Source organism: Arcicella rosea (assembly GCF_040543805.1).
GTDB lineage: Bacteria > Bacteroidota > Bacteroidia > Cytophagales > Spirosomataceae > Arcicella > Arcicella rosea.
Genome location: NZ_JBEUMS010000006.1, coordinates 278432 through 290938, shown reverse-complemented (window position 1 = coordinate 290938; position 12507 = coordinate 278432). Strand labels below are relative to the sequence as shown.

The following is a 12507-nucleotide window of genomic DNA, read 5'->3' as shown; positions in this document are numbered from 1 at the left end:
TGTATTTTCACTAGCAACGGCATTTTTTTCTTATTCTTGTTGACTAAAAAAGGTGGTCATTGTTGTTAGTGCATTTTCACTGTGCATTCGTTCCCCATTTTCAAGTGATTCTTTTGCCATTCTTGAAGCCCTCTTCCGCATATTTGTTTCATAAAAAGAAATAGCATCTTGTATAGAATTATGTTGATTCGTTGTTAAACGCTCACTCAATTCTAAGGCGTCAAGCATTGCCATATTTACTCCTTCACCAGCAAAAGGTGGCATTAAGTGAGCAGCATCACCAAGGATTGTCACGTTTGGTAAAGCTTCCCAAGTTTGGTTTAATGGCATGCAATTGATTGGTCGTGGAATAAAGGGCGTCGTTGCATTTTCAAATAACTCATGCCAAACATTACTCCATTCTGAATATGTCGTTTTAAACCATTCAAGTATTTGTGATTTATCAGAAAAATCTAAACCGCTTTTAATAGCCCAATTTTCTTCTGCTTTGAAACTTGCGTAAAATCCAATTTCACCATTAGCTTTTTGTCCCATCAAAATATCTTTTTCATTGCCAAAAGCCATTATTTTTCCTCCACGTAGTATTGCAGAAATGTTTGGGACATATTTTTCAGCTTCATATACATTACCTTCAAGCATTGTAATGCCAGAGTAAAAAGGTTTTATATCAGTGATATAATGTCTAATTTTTGAGTTTGCTCCATCTGCACCTATCACAATATCTGCATAGGCATTTTTCTCATTTTTGAAATGTAATAGCCAACCTTCACCTTGTTTTTCCATCGATAAAAAGTGACTATCCCAAACAATATTTTCAGGCTGCAATGAGTCTAATAATATTTTCCGTAATGCTCCTCGGTCTATTTCAGGACGGAAATGTTCGTGTCCAAAATCTTCACTTTGTTCGGTTTCGTGGTCGCTAAAAATTACTTCTGCCATTGCATTCGTAATGGTAGTTTTATCGGCACCAACTAGATAATTTTGTTTGAATTCATCTAATAAGTTGGCTTTTCGTAAAGCTGCTAAACCAGAATCGTCATGCAGATCAAGAGGTGAACCTTGTACTCTTGCATTTTTATCAATATCTCTTTCATACACTTTTACATTAACACCTTTAAGTTGTAAAAGTCTTGCTAATGTCAGTCCACCCGGACCACCGCCAATGATGGCTATTTGCTTATTTTGTAACAACATGATTTTAAAATTTAGACTGTAAAATTATGCTTACTCACAGACTAAAAATTGTAAAAAACGGTAGTTTTTATTTTTATGTAATTCTTTTGGTGAAACGCCTGAAAGCTGTTTGATTTCTTTAATAAAATGCGATTGGTCGGTGAAATTTAGTTGCGGATATAGTTCACCTTTATGTATATGAGGGAGTGAGGCTTGAAAACGAAGTATTTTACAATATGTTTTTAAAGAAAGTCCGAATTGTTGATTGAAATAACGATTGATTTGTCGTTGACTCCAAAGCACTTTTTCGGAAAGTTCCTTGATAGGTATTTCGCCATTTGACTCAAAAATTAATTGAAATAATTTACGTTTGCGTTCATCTATTTTATCAGGTAAAAGGCTGTGTATTTTTTGTGTAATTTTTTTACAGAAACGTTCAAAGTCGTTTATGTCATCAATACAGAAATCCCAAAAATCACTAGGCAATATTGTTCCAGTATTTATGATGTTGGCTGTTGAAAGATTGAAGAGATATTCTATGGCAAGTGGGTTAAAGCTAACTGAAAAAAAGTTTGAGACTTCTTGATTGGGGTATTTGGGTCTAGTTTCTAAACCTAATAAGGCAATAATGATTTGATTTTCTTTAGTTTTTGAAAATATTAAATCAATTTTTCCATTAGGAATTACCACCGCTTCGTGTTGATTTGAAAAATTTTGCAAAGAAGAAAAACAATAGACAAAATCAGTAATTGATTTATCAGGTTCGATGATTTGAAAATGTAATGTGTTTTTCATTAGGTTCTTTACTCTATTAGCGTCTCATAAAACTTGTTGTGGCGGATGTTTTTAATGAAATTGCTCGTTAGGCATGAGCAATGGCTTGCTTTTTATAAAATATTAAATTGTTACCATGTGGTTGCAGTCAGAGACTGCATTTATTTGTAGGTCTAAGTGAAAAACACTTAGACAAGCGAGGGTATCCTTGTCATATACCGCTCTCCACAACATTTGTCAATTTATATCAGTTCAAAAATAAGTTCAGTCAATATTACTAAATCACCCTCAATTGTCCCTTTCATATATCTCTCGTAAACACTTTTATTGTCTGGCGGGTTGAGATTCAAGGTTAATCCCTTTTCAAGTGCCAACAATCTTAAAAACTCTCTTTGTGTTCGTCCGTTTCCTTCTCTAAATGGGTGGAGGTAATTTACATTGTCTAAAATTTCTGCTAACTTCTGGGCTAAATGTTTTTTACTATTCTTAGGAATGGCTTTGTAATCAGCTATTAGTGAGTCAATGTATCGAAAAGCATTGTCAAAATGTGTCGTAGGGAAAAACTGTTTTCCGTCTTTACTTATTTCCACTTTTCGTTTTTTCCCTGCCCAAGCATATATGTCTTGAAAAAGCAGTTTGTGAATTGCAAATAGACTTCCTACTCCCTTAACCTTTATCGGATTTTCATAAAGTTCTTGAAGTCGTTTTGTTACAGCAGCACTCTCAACGAAGAGTAAAATATCAGAGTCTGAAATGTCTTGTAGGTTTCGTAATAGTCCTGATTTTGGATTAGTGTAAGTATAGTCTGGGTCTATATATTTGTATGAGTTAGACATACGCTTTTTGTTTAGCAAATGCCACCACTTCACTTAATGAAATTTTCCCTGTCACATAGTCACGTATAATTTCAATTCCTTTTGCTGTTGGTTGAAAGCCTTCAAACATATTACTTCCTATGGCATTGGCAGTGCTATCTAATGTTCGCAAGTCTGAAAATTTCACCCCCATAATTGTCAGGTTGGTTCTGTCTATTTCAATTGTATTAAACATATAAATCGGGTTTGAATCTCAGTTGCAAATTTACACATTTTCTCTCATCTTTCTGTCGCACTTACTGGTTCAAGCCTGTGGCTTGGACTTTTAAATTATTTCAGTTTCAAACTGAAATAATTTAAAAGTCCAAGTGACGCTTTGCTTAACACTTGAACCAGTAAGGGTTGTAGGGAATGCTTCGCTTAACCTACGACCAGTTTGAACACAAAGCTCCAAGTTTACACGTCACCCCACCTGACGCAAAACCCGTGTTAATGGCTGGTTTTATTCTCTTTGTCATAGTAAATTCTGTATTTACCGAAAGTTGTCTCAAAGCTTGGTAATTCGGGAATTTTTTCGGTTTTCATTCTATTTTTCGGACTTAAAGTCTTCAACTTTATAAATGCGTCTCTAATTACATTGTCGGATGAACTCTTAACGATTGCCTGAGATTCAATCATTTGATACCAAGTTCCCCAAGCTACTCTTTCATCTAATCCGTCAACATTTGTAAAATTTATATTGTTTCGTGATAATACGAATACATGAACTTCGTTAATGTGAACGTCCTCTCTGGTGTATTTCCTTAATTCAAGAGTTTCAATTATGTTTGAGATGTCAGTATTAGTCAACCAATATTCAACTTTTTCGACCCATTCACTTGCTTTGTTAAATAAGTTGCTGATACGGCTAAATCTTTCTCTCATTGATTTTCTAAATGGGTCTTGCCATTTTAGCTGAAACAAACCAAGTGTCATTGTTTTAGTGTCAAATATGACTGCATCAATATCTGTTTTTTTGCCGTTTAAATTAATGTTAATTCCTTTCGGTATTTTTATCAATTTTTCATAGGGAAATAAATGGAATAATTCGTTTCTAAATCTGTCTTCTCTTTTGTTTACTGCTTCAAAATAGTCCTTTTCAAATTTTCGTTTTAGTTCTCTATTCAATAACTCAAAAGGATTTCCTAGACAGCCTGAAACAATCCTTACAAGCATATTCTCGGATACTTGAACATACATTGGTAGAGATGCCGCAGGATAATCTAAATAGTAGCTAAAATTTTCTTTGTTAAGTGTAATGCATGAAAATATTTGCTCCATTTCGCTTTGTGACGTACCAAAATAATTTTTATAAATGTCGAGAGTTTTGTCTTTGTAAAATGTATAAGTCAATAGATTGTGTAAATCTACTTTCGGATTTATTTTAGTTAGTTCTAAACAAGCTTCAGTATGCATTATTGCAACTCCTATAATCGTCTCAACAAGGTCTAAATATTTCCAATATTCAATGCCTCCAAATATATCGTTCTCACCGAATTCATCATATCCTTGAAGTCTAAGTACAAAATAGTGTCCTTTCTTCTTGTAATAGTCGTCTATTTCTGGAGTAGCGTCATAGCTGATGTATTTTCCGCTAGGATTTCTGATTATTTCTCTAAGCTTAATTTTTATTTCCTCTTCATTTAGATTGTCTTTTTTCTTTTTCTCTTCAATCATTCTTTCAACAATCATATCTCTGAAAAAGTCTCTGCTTTTACGGTCATAATACTCTATTCCTGCATTTTCAACAACATAACTAAACGAAAACTCATTCTCCTTTGGAGTCTCAAGTTTAATCAAGTCTGCTTTTTCATATTCTACTAGTTGATTTAGAAATGCAATATGTCCGGAAAATTGAATTATACCGTCAGCCCAATTCATAGCTTCCTTATACATTTCAGGGAACGGCTCAAATGTGTTAATGTCGATGTCGTTGTAAAATGGTTTTAATGCTGGTGCCCAACCATAATTGTAAAATTCACGAAGTTCTTCTACTTCTTGTTCTGTCTTGCCTGGAGCATCGTTGTAAAAAAGCATAACAAAGTCAAGCCGTCTAAGAATATGTTGAATAGCGTGGTAACTTGGTCCTGAAAATGTGTCTTTAATTCTCAAGGTTTCCATTTCGACTATTTCCTTTAGAAGTGTTGATGCTCTTTTTGTCATTTAACTGTCGATGATAACGGTTTTCTAAACTTGTCACTAACTCCCCAATATGCGAAAGTTTTGTATTGTTTTATGTTACTCCTATTTTTAGTTGTACTATTGATATTGTACTGTTAGTGATTTTATATGAATCTATGCCATTCCCAAATTCAATCAAAAATATTAAATGCACTAATTACAAAAAACTTATTACACAGTAAGTTTTCTTGATATAATACAAATTATGGCTGTATTTACTTATGTCAATATAGTAATTACTATTGATATATAGCATTTGAATTTGGCGTTATGTTAATCCATTTTAGCGTTATTATACTTACATTTAGTGTTAAGTCACTTCAATCTTTATACACGACAATTACATTTAGTGAAATGTCATTTCAATCTTTATACACGAGACTTACATTTAGTGAAATGTCATCTCAATCTTTATACACGACAATTACATTTAGTGATATGCCATTTCAATCTTTATACACGAGACTTACATTTAGTGAAATGCCACTCTAATCTTTATAAATACAATGAGCTTTTATATAATTCACAACTCAAAACTCACAACTACTTCTTATATTCTCTCATTTCTTCCATTCCTTGTTCATAGCCTAATAGTAACATTCTTTTGATGTCGTCTCTATTGAATGCTTGAATATCAATATTCAAATGGTGCTGTGGACGAATGATTTTTAGCTTTATTCTGGATTGTCCTTTCAAAATGCCAAATTCACTTGGCGAACCATCTGCGGGTAAACATTCATTTCTAAATTCTGCCCAATCTAAATCTGCATTCAAACATTCGTTTACGGCAATGTCCATTACTCTATCTACCAAAGCCAAAAGGTTTCCATAAGGAAAGTATCCACCATCAATGTTCCTAGTATGGCAAGCCACACAAATGATTTCGGTAGCACCGTCTTGAATGGCTTTTTTAACAGGAGCTACATCACGCATACCGCCATCTAAAAATGCCATATTGTTTTGTCCTCCGATATTCACAACGGGCATCAAAATTGGAATGGCTGAAGATGCCATGATATAGTCTAAGAAATGATCATAAGAAGGATTGGCATACACGATATTTCCATTAATAATATCGACAGCACCAACTTTTAATTGAACAGGACTGGCATTTAGATTCCTCATCGAAATGTTATTGTCCAGAATTTCTCTTAATGGTGTAGTATCTAATAAACCTTCAAAGTTTCTACGGATGGCGCTAAGTCCTAGTTCGTAAGTGCCACGTCTCAGTGACAAGCATTCTGGAGCGTAAATATTATTAACCCAAAAGTCATTCAAATCTTTCGTTGCCTGATTAAAGTCGATATAACCATCATTTTCGATACTTTGTCTGCCAAAACTATTGATTAAATAAGAGGCATTCATACTACCTGCCGAGATACCATAGATGGCATCAGGAGAAAACCCTGTTTCAAAAACTGCTTTTACAACTCCTGCCTGATACGCACCTTTTACTGACCCACCCGCCAAAACTAAAATTTTACTCATGGTTAAATATTGTTTTATAGATACTCTGTCAACGTTTAGAATGAACAATTTTGTGAAACGAACGATTCATCAATTAACGAACTAAAAAAATAATTTCAGGTTATTAATTCAAGCAATATACATTTTTTTAGAGAAAAGCGTAATTTGCAAGCCATTTAAAAATATTATGAATTTATCTATCAAAGAAATACAAGCTCCGATCCTTACTGAAATGAATGCCTTCGAAGGAAAGTTTAAGGAGTTTATGAAAACAAAGGTGATGCTCTTGGACACGATAATGAATTATATTGTCCAAAGAAAAGGTAAACAGTTACGTCCGATGTTTGTATTTTTATCGGCTGGTATTTGTGGTACAATCACTGAAAAAACGTATCGTGGAGCCGCTTTAATCGAGTTATTGCACACTGCTTCTTTAGTGCATGACGACGTGGTGGACGATTCTAATTACCGTCGTGGCTTCTTCTCGGTAAATGCCCTTTGGAAAAACAAAATCGCTGTTTTGGTAGGAGATTATCTATTGACTAGAGGACTTTTACTCTCTGTTCAGCATAATGATTTCGAAAACCTGAAAATCATTTCTACCGCTTTTCAAGAGATAACCGAAGGAGAATTATTACAGATAGAAAAGGCTCGTCGCTTAGACATTACTGAAGATGTTTACTTTGAAATTATCCGACAAAAAACAGCTACTTTGATTGCTGCTTGCTGTGCGGCTGGTGCAAGTTCTGTAGGTGCAGATGAAGCAACCGTTGCCAAAGCGCATTCGTTCGGAGAGAAAGTAGGTATTGCTTTCCAAATTAAAGACGACCTTTTTGATTATGGAGATGCTGAAATCGGAAAACCATTAGGCATTGATATTAAAGAAAAGAAAATGACACTTCCATTGATTTACGCCTTGAACCAAGCTAGTTGGAGTACCAAGCGTAACATCATCAATATCATCAAAAACGAATCGGATAATCCTAAAAAAGTAGCAGAAGTAATATCATTTGTAAAACAATCTGGCGGATTGGAATATGCTACTAAAGTAATGAAAAACATCGTTGAAGAAGCACAAAATATTCTTTCAACGTTCCCAGATTCTATCTATAGAAAATCCCTTGCAGGACTTGTCCAATTTACGATTGAACGAGCGAAGTAAACTTTATTAGGTTTGGCAAATTTTAAATTTGCCAAACCTAATAATTACAATCCCTAAGGGAGTACTACAAAACTATTTTAATTTTATAATCTCTCATCCCTTTCTTGAATCATTCGTTTTTTACGAACTATTTCAGCGATTAGCTCCTCTTCTGTAGGTAAATATGGCATATACTTGGTGGCAAATAGTTGCTTGTGTTCATTCAAAATACTATATTTTACTACTGTTTCATCTTTTTCAGTACAGAGTATTATACCAATGGTTGGGTTGTCGTTATCTTGTTTTTTAAGGTCATCAAACATACGGATATACATATCCATTTGTCCAGTATCTTGGTGGCTTAGTTTGGTCGTTTTCAGGTCAAACAATACAAAACATTTTAGCAAGTAATTATAAAAAACTAGGTCAATAAAAAAATGACTTGTTTCAGTCGAGATTCTAAATTGTCGCCCTACAAATGAAAAACCTTTTCCCAATTCTAGTAGAAAAGCCTGTAAATTTTCAATCAAGGCACTTTCAATGTTTTTTTCTGATGAAGTAATTGGCTCTGGTATATTCAAAAACTCGAAAACGTAAGGGTCTTTAATAAAATCGTTTAGGTCTGTTTTTTCGGTTGTTTGTTGAATTTGTTTTTGCTGTGAAGACCGTAAACGTTGGTAGTAAAATGTATTAATGTTTCGTTCTAAAGTACGAGTACTCCAATTTTGGTTGGAACATTCTTGTAAATAATAGTTTCTTGCATCAGGGTTTTCTACACGCATGATTAAGCGATTATGGCTCCATGTTAATTTGCTACACACTGCGTAGCAAATCTCAGCATCAGGAAAAGTAAGATAAAATTGTCTGAAATTTCTAAGATTGGCATAAGAAAACCCCTTTCCTAATTCTGCTGTTAGTGCCACAGACAGATTTTTAAGTAAAGCCTCTCCATATGTAGCCTTTTGTTCTCCTTTCTGTTCTTCTTCTACAATTCTTTTGCCCATTAACCAATAGGCTTGAACCATAGCCGTATTTACGGCTGTATATGCTTTTTGTCTGGCTGTTTGTAAAATAACCAATACATCAGTTAATAAAGGGGTACTTTGTGTGGCAGGTTTATGCTCCATTTTTGTATAAAGTATAGATTCTCTTGTGCTAATATATTTCAATTTCGTTAAAAATTACCAAAAATATAATTCCTCTTCCCAAGCTGTTTCACCCTTTCAGTGTTCTGTAATCAACCTTTCAAACCTTGCTATAATCCTAACATCCCTTCGGGATTTAGAAAAGCATCTCGAAGAGTTTTGATAACTTTTTAAAAGTTGTCAAAACTTGATTTTAGAATATTATTTGGTTTGTGATTCATTTTTGAATAAAAAGCCAAACGAATCCTATCTCAGAGATAGGATTTTCCATCTTTTTGATAGGTTGTCCTGTCTCTGAGATAGGTTTTTCTATGTTTTTGATAGGTTGTTCTGTTTCCTAGATAGATGGTCTTATCTCTGAGACAGCTTTTTCTATCATTTTAATAGGTCGTCTTATCTTTGAGATAGATTTTATTAGGACAAATATATCTGTCCTAATAAAATCAAATAAGGAAAATATTGCTACTTAAACCTCAAAAATAAAAGGAGCTTTTCGGATAAAAGTAGTATCTGATAATTGCTTGATGAGGAAATCTGCTAAATCTGTAGCACTGATTTTATCACCAATACAATCTTCTAAACTGGTATCTACTTGTCTTCTTTCCGTCGTTTGTTCAATTAAAGGAAGCCTAACCAAAGTCCAATCTATCTCACTTTTTACCAACATTTCATATTCTAGTTGTTTGTCTAAAGTAGTTTTAGGATAATTTTCTTTCATCCAATCTGTCCCAAATTTTGTCTTGGGACTTTTCTTGTCGAATGGAGTATCAACATTTAAACCTGTTAAAAGGATATATCTGTTAATCCCTAACTGTTCCATAGCCTGCAAAACATTTCTACTGGCATCTCCAAAGATAGAACTTTCGCCTATTGGTTGTCCGATAGTACTGATAACAGCTTGGCAATCTTTTAAAAGATTAAAGACAGCTTCCGGGTTTCTAGCATCGCCTTGAACAATTTCAATTTGTGGACTTGTAATGTGAAAATTATCAGGATTCCGAAGAAGCATTTTGAATTGAAAACCTTGATTAAGTAATTGTTGAACAAGGTATTTTCCTGATTTGCCTGTGCCACCAATAATGGCAAGCTTTATGATTTGATTCATGATATTCTTTATAAAATATGAAAATACAAAAACAGCTCAGTTTCTGAAGAAACTAAACAATTGGCTTTTTTGATAAAGCCAAGATTGATAAACAATATTTTATAAAGAGAGTCTAATGATTCAAAAGTAAGGAAAAGAAATGGAAAATAGGAGAGATTAGGCTAAAAGAAAATTTGCTGAAATTAAAACTCCTACTTCTCGAAATTGGAGACTTCAAGAAGTAGGAGTTTGTATCCAATTAGTGATAACACAATACTAAAACTCTTTAGAAAACTTATTATCTAATAGTTTTTCTTTGAAAGCAGCTTTGAAAGTATAAGCTAAAGTAAGCATAACTGCCCTTGTATCAGCTTTTTGGCTACGTGAACTTGTAAATTCGTTGGTGAAATTTTTAGAACCACTTTTTAATGTATTAAAAACATCGACTACCACTAAACCCAATCGGGTATTTCCTTTGCCGAGTTTTTGTTGAAAGCCTAAATCTACATTGTATAGGGCTATCAATCTACCTTGCGGAGTAGTCGCTGCGGAATTATAATTGGCTATTACTTGTAATTTTCCACCTTTACTAAGCGCAAAATTATTGATTAACTTTCCGTACCAGTTAAAAGAGCTTTGGATAGCATCACTTGATACATTACTTCCATTTAATTTTTGTTGAAATAATGAAATACTGGCGTTTAAATCATAAAAATCCGTTGGTTTAGCGGTAAAGATATTTTCTAAACCATAGCTATCGGCAGTTCCGATGTTATTGGGCAAATTAAGTACTGAGCCATCATTTTGAGCGATGAAAAAGTTCCTAATCGTATTATTGGCATGTCTGTAAAACACATTTGATGAAAGTGAAACTTTATCCCATTCTTTATTATAACTGATTTCTACCGCATGAATAATTTCAGGCTTTAAATTCGGATTTCCACTATGCGGATTCAATGCGTCTGTTATATCCACAAAAGGATTTAATTGCCCCAAACCCGGACGGTTAATTCTTTTACCATAACTAAGCTTCCAAAACTCATCGGCATTGATAAAGTAACTGATATTAGCCGTTGGAAAAAGCTTCAAATAATTGTTTGTGAAATGCGTACTGTTGTTTTGCGTTTCGCCATTGTTGTTTACTTGTTCTGCTCTGAGCCCAAATTCATACTTTACTTTAGGTTGTTCAGCCGTTCCGAAATATGAATGATAAAGCGCATAAACCGCATGAACTTGTTCGTTAAAGTTAAAAATATTGCTAGAAGCAGGATTGATAACGTAGCTATTTTCAAGTTTATCAGCCATTTCAAAATCAGTTTTAATGCTACGGAAAATCCCTTTGTAACCAGTTTCTAAGATTCCTTTTTCAGAAATAGGCAAAGTATAATCTAGTTTGGCATTTGAAATAACACCGTTTTCATAATTGTGTGTTCTTTGCCAGAAAATCGCTCCGATATTATTCGCATTTTCGTCGATATTTTGTGTTGAAATATCGGTATTTTCCTTCCCATTTTCAATAGAAGAAGTAATACTTGCAGATAAAGATTTTTGTGGATTATCGTATTTATGATTGTAATTCAACGCAAACTCAGCCACTTTTGAACGCTTATATTCCCATGAATGGCGATTATTACCCGTATTAAAACTATTATTTTGTTTCTGTATGATACTGTTCAGTAATTCATCATTGTCTTGTCCTTCAAGGTTGCCGATGGCTTCAAAAGCGAAAGCGTTTTTTTCATTTGGTGCAAAATCTAAGTTTAATTTTAGGTTTTGCAAGCGCTCTACTCTTTCATCATTTCTATCTTGATTGATATAATATTTATCGGGTAAATTGAAATTTGTTCGATTACTGGTGATACGTTTCGTTCTACCAGCAAAGCGATTATCATAACCTAAGCCAATATTCCATTTATCAGTTTTATGGTTAATCAACAAAGCACTATTCGCTCTTTCTCTTGACCCAAATCCACCGCCAATAGCAATGGCTCCATTTGTGCCATTTTGCGTATTTTTTTTGAGTTTGATATTGATAATTCCACTTTCAGCATTGGCATCATATTTTGCCGAAGCACTGTTAATGATTTCAATACTTTCAATACTACTTGCGGGAATTTGGTCGGTATTGGTAAGATTTGAATTTCTACCATTGATTAAAATCAAAGGTGTTTTTCCTCTTAAAGTAATAGCTCCTTCAGCATCAACAGATACGGTAGGCGTATTTTTTAAAAGGTCAGTCGCTGTTCCGCCCAATTGCGTAATATTAGCATTAGCATTGACGATGAAACCTTCGGTAGTTTTTTCTATGAGTTTCTTTTGAGAAGTAACTACGACTTCGTTCAAAAGTTTATCATCTGTTGATAGCCTCAAATCTTTTAAAATATAAGGACTATTTTGTTCTGATAAATCAATGTTCTGAATGGCTGTTTTGTAGCCAATCAAACTTACTTTCATCAAATAGTTCCCTAGATTGATGTTTTCAAAAGAAAAATGCCCCAAAGAATCCGAACTAGTGAAGTAAACGATTTTGGTAGAATCTGGAAGTTTAGATAAAGTAATCGTCGCAAATTCTATAGGTTCTTGATTTGCGGTTAAATTCCCTGCAATACTTCCTGATTTTTGAGCAAATGCAACGGAATTTAATATGCTAAAGCAAAATAATATAAGGATTTTCTTCATTGTTTTTAA

General features: G+C 33.8%; 10 protein-coding genes. 1 reads left to right on the top strand and 9 read right to left on the bottom strand.

From position 1 onward, the window contains the following. Positions 1–30: 30 nt before the first annotated feature. The 6 genes from ABID42_RS10175 to ABID42_RS10150 form a co-directional block, all read right to left on the bottom strand. Positions 31–1194, bottom strand: a complete 1164-nt coding sequence (locus tag ABID42_RS10175) for an FAD-dependent oxidoreductase (protein ID WP_367283573.1) — start codon at positions 1192–1194, stop codon at positions 31–33. A 30-nt stretch (positions 1195–1224) separates the two neighbouring features. Beyond that, positions 1225–1968 carry a helix-turn-helix domain-containing protein gene (locus tag ABID42_RS10170; protein ID WP_367283572.1) on the bottom strand — a complete coding sequence of 248 codons (744 nt, stop codon included), beginning with the start codon at positions 1966–1968 and terminating at the stop codon, positions 1225–1227. A 221-nt stretch (positions 1969–2189) separates the two neighbouring features. Beyond that, positions 2190–2783, bottom strand: a complete 594-nt coding sequence (locus ABID42_RS10165) for a Fic/DOC family protein (RefSeq protein WP_367283571.1) — start codon at positions 2781–2783, stop codon at positions 2190–2192. Continuing rightward, on the bottom strand, positions 2776–2997 hold the full coding sequence (locus tag ABID42_RS10160; protein ID WP_367283570.1) for an antitoxin VbhA family protein: 222 nt from the start codon (positions 2995–2997) through the stop codon (positions 2776–2778). The genes ABID42_RS10165 and ABID42_RS10160 overlap by 8 nt, the downstream gene beginning before the upstream one ends. Before the next feature lie 254 nt (positions 2998–3251). Then, positions 3252–4964, bottom strand: a complete 1713-nt coding sequence (locus ABID42_RS10155; protein ID WP_367283569.1) for a hypothetical protein — start codon at positions 4962–4964, stop codon at positions 3252–3254. A 561-nt stretch (positions 4965–5525) separates the two neighbouring features. After that, positions 5526–6470, bottom strand: coding sequence for a patatin-like phospholipase family protein (locus tag ABID42_RS10150; protein WP_323255334.1), 945 nt, complete (start codon positions 6468–6470; stop codon positions 5526–5528). 166 nt (positions 6471–6636) lie between these two features. Here ABID42_RS10150 and ABID42_RS10145 point away from each other — a divergent pair, with 166 nt between their 5' ends. Beyond that, positions 6637–7611 carry a polyprenyl synthetase family protein gene (locus tag ABID42_RS10145; protein ID WP_367283568.1) on the top strand — a complete coding sequence of 325 codons (975 nt, stop codon included), beginning with the start codon at positions 6637–6639 and terminating at the stop codon, positions 7609–7611. A gap of 83 nt (positions 7612–7694) precedes the next feature. Here ABID42_RS10145 and ABID42_RS10140 read toward each other — a convergent pair whose 3' ends face one another. The 3 genes from ABID42_RS10140 to ABID42_RS10130 all read right to left on the bottom strand — a co-directional run bounded on the left by ABID42_RS10140 (position 7695) and on the right by ABID42_RS10130 (position 12498). Further along, on the bottom strand, positions 7695–8717 hold the full coding sequence (locus ABID42_RS10140; RefSeq protein ID WP_367283567.1) for a PDDEXK nuclease domain-containing protein: 1023 nt from the start codon (positions 8715–8717) through the stop codon (positions 7695–7697). A gap of 484 nt (positions 8718–9201) precedes the next feature. Then, positions 9202–9840 (bottom strand): NAD(P)-dependent oxidoreductase, encoded by a 639-nt coding sequence (locus ABID42_RS10135; protein ID WP_367283566.1) that lies wholly within the window; start codon positions 9838–9840, stop codon positions 9202–9204. Positions 9841–10095: 255 nt separating this feature from the next. Continuing rightward, positions 10096–12498: a TonB-dependent receptor gene (locus ABID42_RS10130; RefSeq protein WP_367283565.1), complete on the bottom strand. Its 2403-nt coding sequence runs from the start codon at positions 12496–12498 to the stop codon at positions 10096–10098. Between the last annotated feature and the right edge of the window lie 9 nt (positions 12499–12507).

Bases quoted from the DNA above. Each gene is read 5' to 3' on its own strand.
- ABID42_RS10175 (WP_367283573.1), bottom strand. From the start codon at position 1,194: ATGTTGTTACAAAATAAGCAAATAGCCATCATTGGCGGTGGTCCGGGT.
- ABID42_RS10170 (WP_367283572.1), bottom strand. From the start codon at position 1,968: ATGAAAAACACATTACATTTTCAAATCATCGAACCTGATAAATCAATT.
- ABID42_RS10165 (WP_367283571.1), bottom strand. From the start codon at position 2,783: ATGTCTAACTCATACAAATATATAGACCCAGACTATACTTACACTAAT.
- ABID42_RS10160 (WP_367283570.1), bottom strand. From the start codon at position 2,997: ATGTTTAATACAATTGAAATAGACAGAACCAACCTGACAATTATGGGG.
- ABID42_RS10155 (WP_367283569.1), bottom strand. From the start codon at position 4,964: ATGACAAAAAGAGCATCAACACTTCTAAAGGAAATAGTCGAAATGGAA.
- ABID42_RS10150 (WP_323255334.1), bottom strand. From the start codon at position 6,470: ATGAGTAAAATTTTAGTTTTGGCGGGTGGGTCAGTAAAAGGTGCGTAT.
- ABID42_RS10145 (WP_367283568.1), top strand. From the start codon at position 6,637: ATGAATTTATCTATCAAAGAAATACAAGCTCCGATCCTTACTGAAATG.
- ABID42_RS10140 (WP_367283567.1), bottom strand. From the start codon at position 8,717: ATGGAGCATAAACCTGCCACACAAAGTACCCCTTTATTAACTGATGTA.
- ABID42_RS10135 (WP_367283566.1), bottom strand. From the start codon at position 9,840: ATGAATCAAATCATAAAGCTTGCCATTATTGGTGGCACAGGCAAATCA.
- ABID42_RS10130 (WP_367283565.1), bottom strand. From the start codon at position 12,498: ATGAAGAAAATCCTTATATTATTTTGCTTTAGCATATTAAATTCCGTT.